The following is an 18,509-nucleotide window of genomic DNA, read 5'->3' as shown; positions in this document are numbered from 1 at the left end:
GTTGGCGGACGTAGCACCTGGTCGGCCAACGGCGGTCGGCCCGGCGATGGAGGCCTATCTTTTGACCACGGTGTTGGAACTACACAACTTCGTCGACGGCGAGCCCGCCGACACCCTGGCCGGCGAGACGCTACCGCTGGTGGATCCGAGCACCGGCGAGGAGTATGGCACCGCTCCGCTGACGCGCTGGATGGACGTCGACGCGGTGATGGTGGTGGCCGCGTCGGCGTTCGAATCCTGGTCGCAGACGACGCCCCGGCAGCGGCAACAGGTGCTGCTGGACGTCGCCGACGCCGTCGAGGAGAGGGCCGATGAGCTGGTGGTGGCAGAGTGCCGCAACACCGGCAAGCCCTGGTCGGTGGTGCGCGACGATGAGCTGCCGATGGCGGTGGACCTGATCCGCTTCTACGCCGGGGCGGCGCGGGTCCAGGAGGACGGGGCCGGCGGCGAGTACCGGCCGGGGCACACGTCGTTCTCGCGGCGCGAACCGATCGGGGTGTGCGCGCAGGTCACGTCGTGGACGCATCCGCTGCTGCTGGCCGCGGCGAAGTTCGCGCCGGCTCTGGCTGCGGGCAACACGGTGGTGATCAAGCCCGCGGAGACGACGCCGGTGAGCACCGCGCTCCTGGTGGAGATCGCGGGCCAGTTCTTGCCCGCGGGCGCGTTGAACCTGATTTGCGGGGATCGCGACAGCGGCCGGGCGATGGTGGCGCACGAAGTGCCCGGGATGTTCTCGATCACCGGCACGGTCCGGTCCGGGATGGAGGTCGCGGGTTCCGCGGCCTCCGACCTTAAGCGGGCGCACCTGCAACTCGGTGGCAAGGCCCCGGCGGTGGTGTTCGACGACGCGGACGTGCCGCGGGCGGCCCGGCGGATCGCGGCGGCGGCGTTCGGCAACGCGGGGCAGAGCTGCACGGCGGCAAGCCGTGTGCTGGCGGGTCCGGCGGTGTTCGACGAGCTCGTGGTGGCGTTGGCCGAGTGGGCCGAGGCGATGCGTCCGGGGCCGCCGCAGGATCTGGACGCGGCGTTCGGGCCGTTGAACAGCCTGGGGCAGCTGGAGATGGTGCAGGCGCATCTGGAGCGGTTGCCGGAGCACGCGCGGATCGTCACCGGTGGGCGGCGCAAGGGGGAGCGGGGCTTCTTCCACGAGGCGACGGTGGTCGCCGGCGTGGAGCAGGACGACGAGCTGGTGCAGAACGAGGTGCTCGGGCCGGTGCTGACGGTGCAGCGCTTCGACAGCGAGCAGGGGGCTGTCGAGCTGGCCAACGGCGTGCGCTACGGGCTGGTGTCGAGCATCTGGACGCGCGACCACGCGCGGGCGATGCGGGTGTCGCGGCGGTTGCAGGCCGGCACGGTGTGGATCAACACGCACCACCCGTTCACGGCGGAGATGCCGCACAGCGGGTTCAAGCATTCGGCGTCTGCGCGCGACTTCGGCCGCTACGGCCTGGAGGAGTACAGCCGGATCAAGCACGTGATGTCGGCCTGGGACGAGGAATAGCGGTCCTTACCCGGCGGGGCTCGCCTCCGGCGTGCGCATGGCGGTGGCCAGCAGGGCCGCGGCGGAGCCGGTGAGCTGGAGGCCGGAGCGCCAGACCGCGTGCAGCGGGCGGTGCAGGTCGAGCGCTGCGACGGGGACGTCGACGAGGCGTTTCTCGGCGAGGTCGGTGGCGACCGCGAGGACGCTGAGGACCGCGGGCCCGGCGCCGGCGACGACGGCGTTGCGGGCAGCTGTGGTGGAGCGAAGCTCCAGCAGCGGGGTGACCGGGTCGGCACCGACTCCGGCGAGTGCGCGGTAGAGGGTTTCGCGGGTGCCGGAGCCGTGTTCGCGCACGATCAGCGGGGTCGCGGCGAGTTCGGTGGCGGTCAGCGGGCGGCGCAGCCGGGCCCACGGGTGCTCCGGCGGTGCGACGACGACCATGCGGTCGCGGGTCACGAACCGCACCGAGACGCCTTCGGGCGGCACCGGGGTTTCGATGAAGCCGAGGTCGGCGTGTCCGTGGCGGACGGCTTCGGCCACGGACAGGGAGTTGGCCACGTCGAGCTCCAGGTGCACGTCGGGCAGCGTGCGGCGCAGCTGGCTGATCCAGCGGGGAACGAGGTATTCGGCGACGGTCATGCTGGCGGCGACGCGGAGCTTGCCCTCGTGCTGGGCACGCAGCGCCCGCACGCCGTTCATCAGGCCGTCGACGTGCGCTAGGACCTGCTTGGCCCAGTCGCAGACCATGACCCCGGCAGGGGTGAGCGTGCAGCCCTGGCGGGTGCGTTCCACCAGCGGTAGGGCGAGTTGGCGCTCCAGCCGGCTGAGGCGCTTGCTCGCCGAGGGCTGGCTGACCCGCAGCTCGGCCGCTGCGGCTCCGATGCTGCCGAGCTCGCCGACGAGGACCAGGAGCCGGAGCGATTCGGGGTCGGGCGGGGTCATGCCCTCAGGGTAGGTCACCAGCCGGGTGAATCCGGCTGCTCGCCGCCCGTCCCGCTGGTCGGGCATGCACTTTGGCTATGACCTCCTGTGCAGATCATGGCTACTGCGCGGGCGGCGTCGTGGCGAGCCTGAACGGGTGACGAAAACATTCAGCTCGCAGCAGCCAGGTGCAGGCGTTGCGGTGTTGTGGCCGGGTCTCGCGGTCACCGCCGTGGCGATCGCGGTGTCCATGGCGATCTCCGGGCAGTTTCCGGCGGTGAGCGCGTTGACCGTCGCGGTGGTCGTGGGCATCGTGGCCGGCAACATGCCGGGCTTTCCGGCGTTGGCGCGGCCGGGCATCGCGTGGTCGACGAAGACGTTGCTGCGCGTCGGGGTGGTGCTGCTGGGTTTGCAGCTGTCGGTGACGCAGGTGTTGGGGCTCGGCGCGGGCACTGTGGTGGCGGTGCTGCTGATCGTGGCCCTGACTTTCGTGGGGACGTTGCTGATCGGTCGGTTGATGGGGGTCCCGCGCGGGCTGTCGATGCTGGTGGCGACGGGCTTCTCGATCTGCGGTGCGTCGGCGGTGGCGGCGATGGAGAGCGTGGTCGAGCGCGATGACGAGGACGTGGCCACGAGCGTGGCGATGGTGACGGTCTTCGGGACCATCTCGATGCTCGCGTTGCCCGCGTTGGCCGTCGGGTATGGGTTGTCGGGCGATGAGATCGGCCGTGTCGCCGGCGGCAGCGTGCACGAGGTGGCGCAGGTGGTGGCGGCCGCGTCGCCGGCCGGCGCGGCCGCGGTGGCCGTCGCAGTGGTCATTAAGCTCAGCCGGGTTGTCCTGCTGGCGCCGATGGTGACCGCGGTCAGCGTGGTGGAGCGCCGCCACAGCGCCGCCGACAGCGGCAAGCGGCCACCGATCATGCCGCTTTTCGTGCTCGGATTCCTGGTCGCGGTGGCGGTTCGCAGCGCGGGTGTGCTGCCGGAGGCCGTGCTGGACGGCGCGAAGCAGCTGACCACCCTGCTGCTGACGGGTGCGCTGTTCGCGCTGGGGTTCGGGGTGCGGATCAAGGCGCTGCTGCGAAACGGCGCCAAGGCTTTCGCGCTCGGCGCCTGCTCCACGATCCTGGTGACGGGCCTCGGCTTCGCCACCATGCTCACCCTGGCGTGAAGTCGCTCCGATCAGGAGGTTCTGGGGCGCTGCCAGGGGTGTGCCCGCTCGTAGGCGCGGGCCGCGCGGAGGACCTTCGCGTCACCGTGGCGGGGGCCGACGATCTGCAGGCCGATCGGCAACCCGTCAGCGGTAAGTCCACAGGGGATGCTCGCGGCGGGCTGCTGGGTCATGTTGAACGGGTAGGTGAACGGGGTCCAGCTCGTCCAGCGCGGGCTGGGGGAACCGGCCGGGACTTCCAGGCCCGCTGCGAACGCCGGGATCGGCACGGTCGGGGTGAGCAGTAGGTCGTAGGTCTGGTGGAACGCTCCCATGCGCTGTCCCATGAGCATCCGTGTGTTGGTCGCCTCCAGGTAGTCCTGGGCGGAGTAGGTCAGCCCCAGCCGGCAGATCTCGTGCAGGCCCGGGTCCAGCAGCTCCCGCTGCTCGGCGGTGAGGTGCTCGACGGACTTCGCGGCACCGGCGAACCACAGCACGTGGAAGTCCTCGACCGGATCGTTGATGCCGGGATCGATCTCCTCGACGACGGCCCCGAGCTCCTCGAAGGCCCGGGCGGCTGCGGTGACCGCGCGCGACACCTCGGGATCGACGAAGGTGCCGAAGCCGAGGTTGAGGCTGACGGCGATGCGCAGGCCCCACACCCCGGAGTCGAGCCGGTCCACGAAGGACCCGCTCGGCGGTTCCAGCGCGGACCAGTCCCGGCTGTCCGGTTCGGACAGCACGTCGAGCATCAGCGCGGTCTCGGTGACCGTGGCGGTCATCGGCCCGGCGTGGGCCAGGGTGCCGTAGGGGCTGGCGGGGTAGTGCGGGATCCGGCCGTAGGTCGCCTTGAGCGCGACGATGCCGCAGAACGCAGCAGGGATGCGCACCGAGCCGCCGCCGTCGGTGCCGATGGCCAGCGGGGCCATGCCCAGCGCTACGGCCGCAGCTGCACCACCGCTGGACCCGCCAGCGGTGCGAGTCGGGTCCCACGGGTTGCGGGTGATGCCGTGCAGCGGGCTGTCGGTGACGCCCTTCCACGCCAGCTCCGGTGTGGCGGTCTTGCCGACGAACACCGCGTTGTGCTCCCGCAACCGTGCCACCGCCGGGGCGTCGACGGTCCACTGCTGGTGCGGGTCGATGGTTCGGGAGCCGCGCCGCGTCGGCCAGTCCTTGGTGAGGAAGATGTCCTTGATCGAGGTCGGCACGCCGTCCAGCCGCCCGGCGGGTTCGCCGCGCTGCCAGCGTTGTTCGGACGCCCTGGCCTGCTCCAACGCCCGATCGGCGTCGACCAGGCAGTAGGCGTTGACCGCCTCGTCCGCGTCCGCGATGCGGCGCAGCGCCGCTTCGGTCGCCTCCACCGGGGACAGCTCGCCGGCGGCGTAGCCGGCGAGGAGTTCGGTGGCGGTGAGGTCGGCTGCCGTTCGGGCGGCCGGCTGGGTGTTGCCCATCAGTGCTCCGTTCCGCTGACGTAACCCCGGTGCTTGTCGACCACGTTGCGCAACTGCGTGCCGTCGGTGTAGCTGCGCAGGTTGGCGAGGAAGAGGTCGACGAGTTCGTCGACCCAGCCGACGGTGTCGCCGGACATGTGCGGGGAGACGAGCACGTTGGGCAGCTCCCACAGCGGCGAGGTCTCCGGCAGCGGCTCGGTCTCAAACACGTCCAGCGCCGCACCGGCCAGCTTCCCGGCGCGCAGGGCGGCGATCAGGTCGGTCTCGACGACGAGTTCGCCGCGGCCGACGTTGATCAGCCTCGCGCCTGGGCGGCAGTGGGCGAGGACCTCGGCGTCGACGAGCCCCTTGGTCTGCTCGGTCAGCGGGGCGGCGAGCACGACGTAGTCGAAGGCGCCGATGACGTGGGCGAGGTCGCTGGAGGCGTGCACGTCGCCGAAGTCCGGGTCGCCGCTGCGTCCGACGCGCCCGGCACCGGACACGGACAGCCCGGCGGAGGTGAGCTGGCGGGCGATGGCCCGGCCGATCGGGCCGGTGCCCACGACCAGCGCGTTCTTGCCTTCGATGCGTTCGGTCACGCGGTGCCGCCACTGTTTGCGGTCTTGCAGCCGCAGGGTGGTGTGCAGGTCCTTGGCGAAGGTGAGCACGGCGCCGAGCACGTATTCGGCCATCGGCCGGTCGAAGACGCCGCGGGAGTTGGTCAGCAGCACCCCGGAGTCGCGCAGGGCGGGGAACAGCAGGTGGTCGACCCCGGCGCTGGCCGCGTGCAACCAGCGCAGCGCGTCGGCGTGCGGCCATGCCGAGGTGATCGCATCGGAGCGGAAGTCCCAGACGAACAGCACGTCGGCACCGGGCAGCGCGGTGGCTAGCTCGTCGGCGTCGGCGTAGCGGAGCTCGGCGTGGTCCTGGATGCGGGCCATCTCCGCGGGCGGGTTCCTGTCGTGCAGGACGACGACGGTGGGGGTGCGGCTGATCATGACCTGACCTTAGGGGCTGTTGCGTGCGGGGGCCGGGCAGCGATGATCGTCGGGCGCGCCGGTTAAGAGTTTGTTTCCCCCGCGCTGAACGGGAAAACGCGTTCGGCTTGGGGCATTGACACGCTAAGAAGCGTTCGTAGGATTGTCAACAATCCACGGGTACCCTCGGCCGACGAGGCGAATCCCGACCTCGCCGGCCGGGCCGGGGTGGAGGCCGGGACCGGAGGAGATGAGTCAACAGCCCCCACTCCTGCGAACGGAAGATCACGATGCCCAGGTACCTGTCGATCGCCCTGGAAAAGCGCGGTGTGTCCTGTGTGGCGGAACTGCTCGACAAGGACGCCCCCCGCACCTGCGAAGCCGTGTGGCAGGCGCTGCCCCAGGTCGGGCCGGTGCACCACGCCAAGTACGCGCGCAACGAGATCTACACGATGGTGCCTCGGTTCGCGGCCGAGGAACCAGGTCAGGAGAACCCGACGGTCACTCCGATCCCCGGCGACGTCGTGTACTTCTCCTTCCCGGGCGGCATGCTCGACCGCCAGTTCAAGGAGGAGAAGAACATCCACGAACTGCCTGGCGTGATCGACCTGGCCATCTTCTACGGACGCAACAACTTGCTGCTCAACGGCGACGTGGGCTGGGTGCCGGGCAACGTCTACGCCACCATCGTCGAGGGGTTGGACCGGATGGCCGAGGCGTGCAACGACGTGTGGCGCTCCGGCAGCGTCGGCGAAACCCTCCGCTACGACCGCTACCAGGGTTGACGGGGGTGCGCATGCCGCCTGACTTCCTCGGGGCGGTATCGGGCCCGGAGCCGCAACGCGGCGTGGGAGTGATCGCCCCGTTCGACCTGGCGCTGGACCGCGAATTGTGGCGGTGGACCCCAGCGGGCGTCTCGCTGTACCTGACGCGCACGGCGTTCGTACCGGTGCCGGTGACCGTCGAGCAGGCCAGTCTGGTCAGCGACGAGGCGGCGGTGCACGGCGCGACCCGCGACCTGCTGGTTCCGGAGCCGGAAGTGGTCGCCTACGCGTGCACCTCCGGCAGTTTCGTCAACGGGGCCACCGGCGAGCGGGCGCTGGTCGAGGTGATGCTGCAGGCGGGTGCGCCCGCCGCGGTCACCGCCTCCGGCGCGCTGGTGCGGGCCCTGCAGATGCTGGGCATCGGCCGGATATCGATCGCCACGCCGTACGTGGAGAGCGTGACCGAGCGGTTGCACGGCTTCCTCGACGAGCACGGGGTCGAGGTGGTCACGAGCGTCGGCCTGGGTCTGCTCGGGCAGATCTGGAAGGTCAACTACCGGCAGGTGGTGGACATCGTCCGCTCGGCGGACCGGCCGGAGTCCGAGGCGATGTTCATCAGCTGCACCAACCTGCCGACCTACGACATCATCGGGCCGCTGGAGCAGGAGCTGGGCAAGCCGGTGTTGACGGCCAACCAGGTCACGATCTGGGCTGCGCTGCGCGAGATGGGCCTGCAGGCGATGGCCCCGGAACAGCGGTTGATGCAGTTGGTGGACGCCCCGGCCGCGTGACGATCGCATCAAGATTGAGTTAGCCGTGACGACTCGTGCGGTAACATTGTCAACAATCGACCGGTCGTCCGGTGTTGGCGCCCGGAACCGCCGCGGTGGTGTCGGAAACCGATGTCGACGAAAGGACGGAGCTCCCGGTGTCGTACACCGCAGGAATTCTCTACCCCGGCTACAGCGCCGAAGACGACTACCCCACCCTCGAACGACTGCTCGGCGACGGCATCCGCCTGCCGCTGGTGCACACCCTGATGCGCGAGGACGCGCACCGGGTCGACGCGCTGCTGGACATCGGCTCGGACGACGTGCTCGCCGACGGTGCCCGGCAGTTGCTGGAGCACCGCGTGCAGTCGGTGATCTGGGCGTGCACCAGCGGCAGCTTCGTCTTCGGCTGGCAGGGTGCCCGTGAGCAGGTGGAGAAGTTGCAGGCGGTCACCGGCCTGCCGGCCTCCAGCACATCGTTCGCGTTCGTGAACGCCGCGGCGGGCCTGGGGCTGCGGCGGGTGGCGGTCGCCGCGACCTACCCGGACGACGTGGCGGCGAAGTTCGTGGAGTTCCTTCAGGCCGCCGGCCTGGAGGTGGTGCGGTTGTCCAGCCGGGGCATCATCACCGCCGCCGAGGTCGGCACACTCGAGCGCGGCGAGGTGCTGGAGTTCGCCGCGGCCAACGACGACGACCGGGCCGATGCGCTGCTGATGCCGGACACCGCGCTGCACACCGCGGCGTGGCTGAGCGACCTGGAGGACCGGCTGGGCAAGCCGGTGCTCACGGCCAACCAGGTCAGCGTCTGGGAAGCGCTGCGGCTAGCCGGTGATCGCGCGGTGCACGACGGATTGGGAACGCTGTTCCGCGAGGGAACAGGAGGGGAGCGCAATGCCTCCCCGGAATGAGGAGATGGTGTCAGGTGCTCGGGACCGACGAGCAGAACCCGCAGCCGGGTGAATTAGAGCCGGTGCAGCGCAAGTCGACCGCGGCGATCGTGGCCGACCGGCTGCGGGCGGCGATCATGTACGGGTCGCTGCCACCTGGTAATCAGCTTGGCGAAGCCGAGCTCGCCGCCCGGCTGGGCGTCAGCCGCGGGCCGCTACGGGAGGCCATGCAGAGGCTGGTCGCCGAAGGGCTGCTGCGCAGCGAACCGCACCGCGGGCTGTTCGTGATGACGTTGGACGCCGAGGACGTCCGCGACATCTACCTGGCCCGCCTGGCGGTGGAGCGCGCCGCGTGCGAGCAGATCGTGCGACACCACCGGGTGGAGGCGGTGGCGGAGCTGACCGCCGCGCAGAGCCGGATGGTCGCGGCGGCAGGGAAGGGCGATTCGATCGAGCTGGCCGACGCCGACCAGGAGTTCCACGAGACGCTGGTGCGGGTGTCGGGCAGCCCCCGGCTGCAGCGGATGGCGCAGACGCTGCTGGTGGAGAAGCGGATGTGCCTGACCGCTCTGCAGGACAAGTACCACGCGGACGTGCAGGCGCTGGTCGATGAGCACAAGGGCCTCGTCGACGCGATCGAGGCCGGCGACGAGCAGTTGCTGCTGGGGCGGCTGACGGAGCACATGAACGACGCCCTGGACCGCCTTAACGGCTCCATGGCGAGCTGACGCCAGAGAAGGGGGCGGGCTCCCTCCAACCGCGGAGGGAGCCCGCCCCCTTCGTGCGAACTTCTCAGAGGCCGCCGACGGCGACGTATTTCGTCTCGAGGAACTCGTCGATGCCGAACTTGCCGCCTTCGCGGCCGAGGCCGGAGTGCTTCACCCCGCCGAACGGCGCCGCCGGGTTGGACACGATCCCCTGGTTGAGCCCGACCATGCCGCTCTCCAGCGCCTCGGACACCCGCAGGCCACGCTGCAGATCGCGGGTGTAGAGGTAGCTGACCAAGCCGTACTCGGTGTCGTTGGCCTGGGCGATGACCGCCTGCTCGTCGGTGAAGGTGGTGATCGGGGCGACCGGCCCGAAGATCTCCTCCCGCCCCATCCGGGCCTCCAGCGGCACGTTGGTCAGCACGGTCGGCTGGTAGAAGTAGCCGTCACCGTCGCGGACGCCGCCGCCGGTGACGACCTCCGCGCCGAGCCGCACGGCGTCGGCGACCAGGTCGGTGACCTTGCCCAGCTGGGCGTCGTCGATCAGCGGCCCCACCTGGATCTCGTCGGTGACGCCGCGGCCCACCCGCAGGCCGCTCATCCGCTCGGCCAGCCGCCGGGAGAACTCCGCAGCGACGTCGGCGTGCACGTAGAACCGGTTGGCCGCCGTGCAGGCCTCGCCGATGTTGCGCATCTTGGCCAGCATCGCGCCGTCGACCGCGGCGTCCAGGTCGGCGTCGTCGAACACGATGAACGGCGCGTTGCCGCCCAGCTCCAGCGATACCCTGAGCACCTGGTCGGCGGACTGTTCGATGAGCTTGCGGCCCACCGCGGTGGAACCGGTGAACGACAGCTTGCGGGCGCGGCCGTCGCGGATCATCGGTTCCATCAGCTCGCCAGCGTGGCGCGAGGTCACCACGTTGAGGACGCCCTCCGGCAGCCCGGCTTCGGTGAGGATCTCGGCCAGAGCCAGCATCGACAGCGGCGTCTGGTGCGCCGGCTTGATCACCGAGGTGCAGCCCGCGGCGATGGCCGGGCCGATCTTGCGGGTGCCCATCGCCATCGGGAAGTTCCACGGGGTGATCAGCAGCGCCGGTCCGACCGGCTGGCGCATCACCAGGAACCGGCCGCTGCCGTTGGGCGCCACCGCGTAGTCGCCGCCGATGCGCACGCCTTCTTCGGAGAACCAGCGGAAGAATTCAGCCGCGTAGGTGACCTCGGCGCGCGACTCGGCCAGCGGTTTGCCCATCTCCAGCGTCATCAGCAGCGCGAGGTCCTCGTGCCGCTGCATGATCAGCTCAAAGCCGCGCCGCAGGATCTCGCCGCGCTCGCGCGGCGGGTGCTTGGCCCACTGGGGCTGGGCGTCGGCCGCGGCCGCCAGCGCGGCCAGCCCGTCGTGCGGGGAGGCGTCGGCGACCGAGCACAGCGCCCGGCCGGTGGAGGGGTCTTCGACCTCGTAGCTGCGGTCCCCGTCGGCGTTGCGCCATTTGCCGCCGATGAGCAGTTGCTTCGGCGCGGCGTCGACGACGACTGCCTCTCGGGGGTGCTGTTCGGTTGAGGTTGTCATGGCAACGGCGAACCCTTCTGCCTCGGTGGTGGACAGCGACGCTCGGTGATGGTTGCATGTCAGCGGAGATTGTCAACAATCCTACATTTTGCACGCTTCGAAGCTTGGAGTCGATCATGGCTGAGCTCTCGCCGGTGCTGAAGCAGGCCACGCCGGTCCTAGCCGCCCGCGGGGTAGGCGTCTACCTCTACGACGAGCAGGATCGCCGATACCTGGACTTCACCGCCGGGATCGGGGTCACCAGCACGGGCCACTGCCACCCGCGCGTGGTCGAGGCGGCCCAGCGCCAGGTGGGTACCCTCATCCACGGCCAGTACACGACCGTCATGCACCGGCCGCTACTGCGGCTGACCGAACGACTCGGCGAGGTGCTGCCGACCGGCCTGGACCGGCTGTTCTACGTCAACTCCGGCAGCGAAGCGGTCGAGGCGGCGGTGCGGCTGGCCCGCCAGGCCACCGGGCGGCAGAACATCGTAGCCTTCCAGGGTGGCTTCCACGGTCGCACGATGGGCGCGGGCGCGCTGACCAGCTCCGGGGTCAAAGTGCGGGCCGGGATCGGCCCGATGATGCCCGGCGTGGTGTTCACCCCGTTCCCGGAGGCCTACCGGCACCGCACCAGCGAGGCCGAGGCGGTGCGCTACGCGCTGGCCGAGTTCGACCAGTTGCTGGTCACCGTCAGCTCCCCGCGTGACATCGCCGCGATCATCATCGAACCGGTGCTCGGCGAGGGCGGTTACATCCCCGCCCCGCCGGCGTTCCTCGCTGGCCTGCGGGAACGCGCCGACCGGCACGGAATCCTGCTGATCGTCGACGAGGTGCAGACCGGTGTCGGTCGAACCGGCCGATTCTGGGGCCACGATCACGCCGGGATCCGGCCCGACATCCTGATCACCGCCAAGGGGTTGGCCAGCGGTTTCCCGCTGTCGGCCATCGCCGCGCCGGAGGAACTGATGAGCCAGGCATGGCCGGGCTCGCAGGGCGGCACATACGGAGGCAACGCGGTGGCCGCCGCGGCGGCGCTGGCCACCCTCGACGTGGTGCGCGACGAGCACCTCGTCGAGAACGCCGCCGAGCAGGGCGCCCGGCTGCAGGAGGGCCTGCGCAAGGTCGCCGCCGAGCACCCGGTGATCGGCGACGTGCGCGGGCTGGGCCTGATGGCCGGCAACGAGTTCAGCACGCCCGATGGCACGCCGGACACCGCGACGGCCACCCGGGCACACCAGGCCGCCGCCGCGCGCGGGCTGCTGCTGCTGACCTGCGGCCCGCACGGCAACGTGGTGCGGATGATCCCGCCGCTGATTGTCACCGCAGAGCAGGTCGACGACGCGGTCGGGCTGTGGGCGGAGGCGGTGCGGGACGCCGTCAAGGCCTGATCACCTCGGCTAGTGGGTGTGAGCTTGCGCTTGCGCCCGTCACCAGCCAAAACGGGTGGTTGTCGATCACTGTTCGGTAGGGGTGGGTGCTTCCGGCATAGCCGTCTGGAATGCTTCACGCCAAACCCGGAGCGTGCGGGGCGCGCCGGATCGAACCGACGCAGGTGTGCGCATGAGCGACTGGTCGGCGGGGCAACCGCCGAGGAGCCGGAGACCGCAAGGCGGCGGCGAGAGGTACGACTACTACCGAGAGGCCCCAGGCGGGCCGCCGCCAGGACGGCGACCACCGCCACCACCGCCTCCGTACCGCGGCCCCCGGCGGCCGGTGGACGAGCCACCGCCGCTGCCGCCACGCCGCAAGAAGAAGCGGTGGGGCCGGCGCATCGGCATCACGCTGGTCGTGCTGGTCCTGCTCCTGGCCGGGTTGGTGATCTACTTCGACAGAATGCTGCAGCGCACCGACGCGCTGGGCTTCGGCGGGCAGGCCCCGGACTCGGCGGGCACCAACTGGCTGCTGGTCGGCTCCGACAGCCGTGAAGGCCTCGACGAGGCGCAGCGGGAGCAACTGTCGGCCGGTGACGCCGCCGGACGCCGCACCGACACCGTGATGCTGGTGCACATCCCCAGCGGCGGCGGCCAGCCGGCGCTGATCAGCCTGCCCCGCGACTCGTACGTCGCGATCCCGGGGCACGGCAAGACGAAGCTCAACGCGGCGTTCTCCTTCGGTGGGCCGCAGCTGCTGGCGCAGACCGTCGAACAGGCAACTGGCGTGCACATCGACCACTACGCGGAGATCGGCTTCGGCGGGTTCTCCGACCTGGTCGACGCCGTCGGCGGCGTGGACATCTGCCTGGACCAGCCGATGGACGACGAGATGGCCAACGCGCACCTGCAGGCCGGTTGCCAGGAGCTCGACGGGCCGCAGGCCCTAGGCTTCGTGCGGGCCCGCTACTCGCTCAAGGGCGGTGACCTGGAGCGTGCGGAGAACCAGCGCAAGCTACTGGCCGCGCTGGTCGACAAGGCCACCAGCCCGGCAACGCTGCTCAACCCATTCCGGCTGTTCCCGCTGGCCTCCGGGGCCAGCAAGACGTTCCTGGTCAACGACGGCGACCACCTGTGGCACCTGGCGTCGCTGGCGCTGGCGATGGGCGACATCAGCAGCGGTCAGGGCGTCACCACCAGCGCGCCGTTCGGCCGCTTCGGCAAGGACTCCGACGGCGGCTCGGTGATCATCTGGGACTCTGACGGCGCCAAGCGGATGTTCGAGGCGATCTCCAACGACCAACCCATCCCGCCGGACCTGGTGGCGAAGTAGATCGCGAACGATGCGGGCCGCCCCGGAAGATTCCGGAGCGGCCCGCATCGCCGTTGGGAGGGACGGTCAGGAGGTGAATCGCTTGAGCTGCTTGTTGTTGCCGTTGAAGACGTCCTGCCCACCGGGGAACGAGCCCTTGTCGCTGCTCTGCCAGATCGTCTGGTAGTCCCAGCCGGCCGGCAGCGGGCCGGTATCGAGGGCGTAGCGGGCGATCCACAACGGATTGTTCGGCGCGAAGTCCGGATTGGACGCCGTGCAGCGGTTCCACCAGTTGGTGGTGGTGTAGATGATCGGGAAGCGCCCGGTCCGGGCGTGGTACGTGTTGCTGAAGTCGGCGATCCACCGCGACATCGCGGCCGGGTCCAGGCCGTAGCAGGCCTCCCCGTAGGGGTTGTACTCGATGTCCAGCGCCCCCGGCAGGGTGCGCCCATCGCGCCTCCAGGCTCCGCCGTTGTCGACGAAGAAGTTGGCCTGGTCCCCTCCGTTGGAGCGGTCCGGCAGGCCGAAGTGGTAGGAGCCGCGGATCATGCCGACGGCGTGCGAGCCGTCGTACTGCTGTCCGAAGCGGTCGTTGCGGAACTCGGTGCCCTCGGTGGCCTTGACGTAGGCGAACCGGGCGCCGTCGGCCCAGGCCTTCGGCCAGTCGACATCGCCCTGATGACCGCTGACGTCCATTCCGGACACCGCGCCTGCGGGGCGGTAGCGCGGCTGCGCGTCGCGCGAGCCTTCGACGCTGTAGCCCGCCCAAGCCCCGTTGGGGTCGTTGGGGTTGAGCCGCGGGGCCGTGGGCGCCGGGTCGGCTTGGGCGATGCCGCCGGCCAGGCCCGCCGCGGCGATCACAGCCGCGAGCAGTGTGGAAGTCCTACGTGGACGGCCGGAACCGCTGCGGCCCAGACGTTGCCGGTGACTGCTGTCGACCGGACCGCCGAATCTGCGAAGCACTACACTCGCCTCCTCACCAACACAGGCAGCGTCGTCGAGTGGAACCGGCCGTTCGGGGTGTCGGACCGGGTGGTGCTCTGGATCTTGCGCGTTGGGAGAATAACCCGGCATGTGGGAGCGCGCCGGGTTCCGACGCGCCGTTTCGCCGGTTTTGCCTCGAGTGGACACTCGGCCGTCCACTGTGGTGTCAGCGGCCTCGAGCCTCGCGGTCGATCTGGAGTGACCTACGTCTCCCGATTGGAGAATCGGCGGCCGGTCAGGTAGGTCTCGGGCATGGCACAGCGAACGGGCGGTCCCGGAGCGGGGCGGTACAGGGATCGGCGGCCGAGCGATCGCAGGCGTGACGACCGGCCACGCGGCGACCGTGGCGACGAGCAGGCGCTGCGGCAGGAACTGCGCGTCATGCACGGCGCCAGCTACGGCCGATACAAGTCGTTGAGCGGCCGCTGGTCATTCGGCGGGTTCACCTTGGAGGTCCAGCGGGTGCAGCCGGACCCGTACGCGCCGGCCAGCCGCTGCGAAGTCCGGGTGGATCCGGTGGTCGCGGGCTTCCCAGCGGAGTTGTGGTCCACGCCGGTGCGGGCGCGGGCGCTGGCCGGTTACCTGGTGCGAGCGGCGCACCGCAGGCTCCGCGACAGCCGGTTGCGGGTGGACGCCGGTCGGCAGCAGGTGCTGGACCGCAGTGCCTGCCAGATCGCGGGCGGGGCGGTGGTGCTCCGGCTGGGCATCGACCTGCCGGGGCGGGGCCGGACGATCGATGGCAGGCAGGCCGAGCAGGCGTTGTGCGACGAGCTGCCCGACGTGGTGGAGGCGGCGCTTCGCTGGGCGAGCGCCGATCAGCGCCGGCTGCGGGAGTTCGTGGACTCCATTGAGGACACCGACGCGCTGCGCCGGATGCTGCCGCGGTTGGGCCTGGTGGCCTTCGTCGCCGACGGCTCGATGCTGCCCCGGCGCAGCGGCGTCGACGAGCGGCCGCTGCCCGACGGGGTGCCGTTCGCCTCCCCGGAGTCGATGCGGGTCGAGGTGGAGCTGCCCAACCGCGGCCGGGTACGTGGCATGGGGGTGCCCGAGGGGATCACGCTGATCGTCGGGGGCGGTTTCCACGGCAAGTCCACGCTGCTGCGGGCGCTGGAGTTCGGCGTCTACGACCACATCCCCGGCGACGGCCGGGAACTGGTGGTGTGCCGGGAGGACACCGTCAAGGTGCGCGCGGAGGACGGGCGGCGGGTGCACCGCGTGGACGTCAGCCCGTTCGTCAGCCACCTGCCCACCGGCGCCGACACCGCCGACTTCTCCACCGACAACGCCTCCGGCTCCACCTCCCAGGCCGCGGCGATCGTGGAGGCGGTGGAGGCCGGGGCGAAGGTGCTGCTGGTCGACGAGGACACCGCGGCGACGAACCTGATGATCCGCGACGCCCGGATGCAGGCCCTGGTGGCCAAGGAGTCCGAGCCGCTGACGCCGTTCGTGGACCTGATCCGGCCGCTGCGGGCCGCGCACGGGGTGTCGACGGTGCTGGTTATGGGCGGATCCGGGGACTACATGGACGTCGCCGACCAGGTGCTGATGCTGGACGCCTACCACGCCCGCGACGTCACCGAACGCGCCAAGCAGCTGGCCGCGGCGCCGACCGGTCGCCACTCCGAGGCCCAGGCCTTCCCGCCGGTTCGGCACCGCGTGGTGGATCCGTGCTCGATCGCCACCGACCGTCCGAAGATCCGCGCCCGGGGGGTGGACGCGCTGACCCTGGGGGAGTCCACTGTGGAACTGCGCGGGGTGGAGCAGGTGGTCGACCCCGCGCAGGTCACCGGGATCGGGCTGGCGCTGGTCAGCTGCGCACGGCGCGGGGTGCTGGACGGCACCCGCACAATCGCCGAGGTGCTGGACGCCTTCGCCGCGGACGTCGCCAAGCGCGGTGTCACGGCCGTCGACGAGCACTACGTGGGGGACTTCGCCGTGCCGCGGCGCTTCGAGCTGGCGGCCGCGCTGAACCGGCTCCGGGTGCTGCAGGTCGCTGGTTTCCGCATCTGAGGAGGTTTGCCCATCGGCTGCGGGCGGGCATCATCGAGGCGAGTGGTTTCCCCGATGTGCTGTCGTGCGCACGCGCGGCGGACGGGAGGCGAGCGATGCCTCGCATGAGTTTCCCGGAACGAACCACCACCGGTTACGCCGACCGCCGGCACGCCGGCCAGGTCCTGGCCCAGCGGATGACCGGGCTTGAGCTGGTCGACCCCGTGGTGCTCGGGTTGGCCAGGGGAGGGGTGCCGGTGGCCGCCGAGGTGGCTCGGATGTTGAAGGCGCCGTTGCGGGTCTGCGTTGCCCGCAAGATCGGCGCGCCGAGCCAGCCGGAGCTGGCGGTGGGCGCGGTGACCGCGGATGGGCCGGCGAGCTACGACCTGCAGCTGGTGCGCTCGTTCCACCTCGACGAACGGACCCTGCAGGCGGCCTGTGATCGGGAGCGGGCCGAGGCGCGGCGCCGGGAGCGGTTGTTCCACCGCGGCGAGCCGCTGCCGTTGGCCGGGCGTGACGTGGTGCTGGTCGACGACGGGCTGGCCACCGGGGCGACGGCCCGCGCGGCGGTGCGGATGCTGCGCGAGTCGTCACCGCGGAGCGTGGTGTTGGCCGTCCCGGTGGGCGCGCCGGACGCTGTCACCGCGTTGCGCGCGGAGGCGGATGTGGTGGTGTGCGTGCTGCAACCGGTCGGTTTCGCGGCGGTGGGGCAGTGGTACCGCAACTTCAGCGCCACCACCGACGAGGAGATCTACGAGATCCTGCAGGACTTCGACTGACCGTGCGGAACTTTGCCGAGCTGGAGTTCTCGGCCTTCGCGGGTACCTCCAGCGCCCACAATATTTTGATAATTCCTGTTATTTCAGTGCTGAATGAATTTAGGATGACTAGTTCGTCGTCGGGGAAGTCGATTCGCAATGCCGGCTGTACCTGCCGATCCCACCGTGGTGCACCCGATGCCCGACCAGTCGCGCGTGGTGCTGTTGAAGCCGCTGGTGACCTCGCCGTTGATCGAGGTCGGGGAGTTCTCCTACTACGACGATCCGACGGCTTTCGAGACGCGCAACGTGCTGTACCACTACGGGCCGGAGAAGCTGGTCATCGGGAAGTACTGCGTGTTGGGGGAGGGCGTGCGGTTCATCAGGAACGGCGCCAACCACCGGATGGCCGGTCCGTCGACGTTCCTGTTCCCGATCACGGGTGGTTCCTGGAGCGAGCACTTCGATTTGATCACGGGTCTGCCCGGTCGCGGTGACACGGTGGTGTGCAACGAAGTCTGGTTCGGGTACCGGTCGGTGGTGATGCCCGGAGTCCGCATCGGTCAAGGGGCGATTGTGGCTTCAGGTTCGGTGGTGGTCGACGACGTACCGGATTACGGCATCGTCGGTGGCAATCCGGCCAGGCTCATCCGCCGCCGGTACGACGACGCTGATGTCGAGCGCTTGTTGGCGCTGGCCTGGTGAGATTGGCCGCTGGAGCACATCACGGAGCACGTTCGGACGATCATGTCCGGCAGCGTCGACGACTTGGCGGCGGTTGCCCCGGAAGCCAGGTAGGACCCGTTGGCCGGGTGGAGATTCGCGGTGCCCGGCAGCATTTTGTTTTGATAATTCTTGCGATTTCAGTGTTGATCAAAACCAATCCTGCGGACCAACTCTCACCAATACGAGCCACGACGCGATAGCCTCGCCTCACCTACTCCTGCGCTGAGGAGAGCTGGGAATCGGGTGGACTTGGGCCACCGGTCGGGGGTCTTCTGGCGCGTCGGGGTGGAGCTGGGTGTCCGTCTCGGGTTGATTGGTTCGTTATGACTGCCGCTGGACCTTCCGACAACACGCCGCCGCAGGCGGGTAGGCACACGCCACCTCGGCGGTCGGGTACGAGACGGAGCGCCGATTCCGGCGAGTCGGGTTACTCGGCCGAGGTCTCGTGGCAGGTGGGAGAGGCGGCGTCGGCGCTGGGTGATCGCCTGCGCGACCCGGCGGTGGCGCACACCGTCGAGGAGATCGAGCAGGTCATGCGCGGGTTCTCACTGACGGTGGAGGGCATGTCCGTCGGTTGCGCAGGGGTGACGGAGTGGCTGCGGGCGGCGGGGCACGCCGGCCCGCTGTCCGGGCACGCCAGCGTGATGGCGGAGCGGCTGTCGCACATCGGCAAGGAGTTGGCCCGGTTGGCTGAGGCGATCGAGAAGGCGCAGAAGCGCGCGAGCTGAGGTCGGG

The 18,509-nt window shown here is 70.3% G+C and carries 16 protein-coding genes and 1 pseudogene; 12 read left to right on the top strand and 5 right to left on the bottom strand.

The annotated features are described in order from the left end of the window. The first annotated feature begins 70 nt into the window (after window positions 1–70). Window positions 71–1,501: an aldehyde dehydrogenase family protein gene (locus DL519_RS07830; RefSeq protein ID WP_223840225.1), complete on the top strand. Its 1,431-nt coding sequence runs from the start codon at window positions 71–73 to the stop codon at window positions 1,499–1,501. A 6-nt stretch (window positions 1,502–1,507) separates the two neighbouring features. Here the strand turns inward: DL519_RS07830 and DL519_RS07825 are convergent, their stop codons facing one another. Then, entirely contained in the window at window positions 1,508–2,422 is a 915-nt protein-coding gene (locus tag DL519_RS07825; protein WP_190823835.1) for a LysR family transcriptional regulator, read from the bottom strand. Window positions 2,423–2,603: 181 nt separating this feature from the next. On the opposite strand from DL519_RS07825, the gene DL519_RS07820 reads away from it, so the two are divergent. Continuing rightward, on the top strand, window positions 2,604–3,569 hold the full coding sequence (locus tag DL519_RS07820) for a YeiH family protein (protein WP_190823834.1): 966 nt from the start codon (window positions 2,604–2,606) through the stop codon (window positions 3,567–3,569). Between the two features lie 11 nt (window positions 3,570–3,580). Here DL519_RS07820 and DL519_RS07815 read toward each other — a convergent pair whose 3' ends face one another. Next, window positions 3,581–4,999 (bottom strand): amidase, encoded by a 1,419-nt coding sequence (locus tag DL519_RS07815; protein ID WP_190813554.1) that lies wholly within the window; start codon window positions 4,997–4,999, stop codon window positions 3,581–3,583. After that, the gene (locus DL519_RS07810; RefSeq protein ID WP_190813552.1) at window positions 4,999–5,976 is read right to left on the bottom strand and encodes a D-2-hydroxyacid dehydrogenase; all 978 of its coding nucleotides are present in this window, start codon (window positions 5,974–5,976) and stop codon (window positions 4,999–5,001) included. The genes DL519_RS07815 and DL519_RS07810 overlap by 1 nt, the downstream gene beginning before the upstream one ends. A gap of 269 nt (window positions 5,977–6,245) precedes the next feature. Between DL519_RS07810 and DL519_RS07805 the strand changes: the two genes are divergently transcribed. The 4 genes from DL519_RS07805 to DL519_RS07790 all read left to right on the top strand — a co-directional run bounded on the left by DL519_RS07805 (window position 6,246) and on the right by DL519_RS07790 (window position 9,104). Continuing rightward, complete coding sequence (locus tag DL519_RS07805) at window positions 6,246–6,740, top strand: DUF3830 family protein (protein WP_029535028.1); 495 nt, start codon at window positions 6,246–6,248, stop codon at window positions 6,738–6,740. An 11-nt stretch (window positions 6,741–6,751) separates the two neighbouring features. Further along, a complete protein-coding gene (locus DL519_RS07800; protein ID WP_190823833.1) occupies window positions 6,752–7,510 on the top strand; it encodes a maleate cis-trans isomerase family protein in 759 nt (252 codons plus the stop codon). A gap of 137 nt (window positions 7,511–7,647) precedes the next feature. Next, on the top strand, window positions 7,648–8,397 hold the full coding sequence (locus DL519_RS07795) for a maleate cis-trans isomerase family protein (RefSeq protein WP_190823832.1): 750 nt from the start codon (window positions 7,648–7,650) through the stop codon (window positions 8,395–8,397). 14 nt (window positions 8,398–8,411) lie between these two features. Continuing rightward, the gene (locus tag DL519_RS07790; RefSeq protein WP_223838549.1) at window positions 8,412–9,104 is read left to right on the top strand and encodes a GntR family transcriptional regulator; all 693 of its coding nucleotides are present in this window, start codon (window positions 8,412–8,414) and stop codon (window positions 9,102–9,104) included. Between the two features lie 64 nt (window positions 9,105–9,168). Here DL519_RS07790 and DL519_RS07785 read toward each other — a convergent pair whose 3' ends face one another. After that, window positions 9,169–10,650 carry an NAD-dependent succinate-semialdehyde dehydrogenase gene (locus DL519_RS07785; protein ID WP_190813548.1) on the bottom strand — a complete coding sequence of 494 codons (1,482 nt, stop codon included), beginning with the start codon at window positions 10,648–10,650 and terminating at the stop codon, window positions 9,169–9,171. 116 nt (window positions 10,651–10,766) lie between these two features. Between DL519_RS07785 and DL519_RS07780 the strand changes: the two genes are divergently transcribed. Then, a complete protein-coding gene (locus tag DL519_RS07780; RefSeq protein WP_190813546.1) occupies window positions 10,767–12,023 on the top strand; it encodes an aspartate aminotransferase family protein in 1,257 nt (418 codons plus the stop codon). Window positions 12,024–12,195: 172 nt separating this feature from the next. Continuing rightward, complete coding sequence (locus tag DL519_RS07775; RefSeq protein ID WP_223838548.1) at window positions 12,196–13,338, top strand: LCP family protein; 1,143 nt, start codon at window positions 12,196–12,198, stop codon at window positions 13,336–13,338. A 66-nt stretch (window positions 13,339–13,404) separates the two neighbouring features. Here DL519_RS07775 and DL519_RS07770 read toward each other — a convergent pair whose 3' ends face one another. Continuing rightward, a complete protein-coding gene (locus tag DL519_RS07770; RefSeq protein WP_190823830.1) occupies window positions 13,405–14,178 on the bottom strand; it encodes a lysozyme in 774 nt (257 codons plus the stop codon). Between the two features lie 375 nt (window positions 14,179–14,553). On the opposite strand from DL519_RS07770, the gene DL519_RS07765 reads away from it, so the two are divergent. The 4 genes and pseudogenes from DL519_RS07765 to DL519_RS07750 all read left to right on the top strand — a co-directional run bounded on the left by DL519_RS07765 (window position 14,554) and on the right by DL519_RS07750 (window position 18,502). Continuing rightward, a complete protein-coding gene (locus tag DL519_RS07765) occupies window positions 14,554–16,311 on the top strand; it encodes an ABC-ATPase domain-containing protein (protein ID WP_190813544.1) in 1,758 nt (585 codons plus the stop codon). 104 nt (window positions 16,312–16,415) lie between these two features. Beyond that, a complete protein-coding gene (locus DL519_RS07760) occupies window positions 16,416–17,069 on the top strand; it encodes a phosphoribosyltransferase (RefSeq protein ID WP_190823829.1) in 654 nt (217 codons plus the stop codon). A gap of 138 nt (window positions 17,070–17,207) precedes the next feature. After that, window positions 17,208–17,846: pseudogene (locus DL519_RS07755) on the top strand (CatB-related O-acetyltransferase). A gap of 251 nt (window positions 17,847–18,097) precedes the next feature. After that, window positions 18,098–18,502: a hypothetical protein gene (locus DL519_RS07750; protein ID WP_190813543.1), complete on the top strand. Its 405-nt coding sequence runs from the start codon at window positions 18,098–18,100 to the stop codon at window positions 18,500–18,502. Window positions 18,503–18,509 lie beyond the last annotated feature (7 nt).

This window comes from Saccharopolyspora pogona, from assembly GCF_014697215.1.
In the GTDB taxonomy this organism is placed as follows: Bacteria; Actinomycetota; Actinomycetes; order Mycobacteriales; family Pseudonocardiaceae; genus Saccharopolyspora; species Saccharopolyspora hattusasensis.
This window is presented reverse-complemented; position numbering and strand designations above follow the sequence as displayed.

Bases quoted from the DNA above. Each gene is read 5' to 3' on its own strand.
- DL519_RS07825 (WP_190823835.1), bottom strand. From the start codon at position 2,422: ATGACCCCGCCCGACCCCGAATCGCTCCGGCTCCTGGTCCTCGTCGGC.
- DL519_RS07815 (WP_190813554.1), bottom strand. From the start codon at position 4,999: ATGGGCAACACCCAGCCGGCCGCCCGAACGGCAGCCGACCTCACCGCC.
- DL519_RS07810 (WP_190813552.1), bottom strand. From the start codon at position 5,976: ATGATCAGCCGCACCCCCACCGTCGTCGTCCTGCACGACAGGAACCCG.
- DL519_RS07805 (WP_029535028.1), top strand. From the start codon at position 6,246: ATGCCCAGGTACCTGTCGATCGCCCTGGAAAAGCGCGGTGTGTCCTGT.
- DL519_RS07800 (WP_190823833.1), top strand. From the start codon at position 6,752: ATGCCGCCTGACTTCCTCGGGGCGGTATCGGGCCCGGAGCCGCAACGC.
- DL519_RS07785 (WP_190813548.1), bottom strand. From the start codon at position 10,650: ATGACAACCTCAACCGAACAGCACCCCCGAGAGGCAGTCGTCGTCGAC.
- DL519_RS07780 (WP_190813546.1), top strand. From the start codon at position 10,767: ATGGCTGAGCTCTCGCCGGTGCTGAAGCAGGCCACGCCGGTCCTAGCC.
- DL519_RS07775 (WP_223838548.1), top strand. From the start codon at position 12,196: ATGAGCGACTGGTCGGCGGGGCAACCGCCGAGGAGCCGGAGACCGCAA.
- DL519_RS07765 (WP_190813544.1), top strand. From the start codon at position 14,554: ATGGCACAGCGAACGGGCGGTCCCGGAGCGGGGCGGTACAGGGATCGG.
- DL519_RS07760 (WP_190823829.1), top strand. From the start codon at position 16,416: ATGAGTTTCCCGGAACGAACCACCACCGGTTACGCCGACCGCCGGCAC.
- DL519_RS07750 (WP_190813543.1), top strand. From the start codon at position 18,098: ATGACTGCCGCTGGACCTTCCGACAACACGCCGCCGCAGGCGGGTAGG.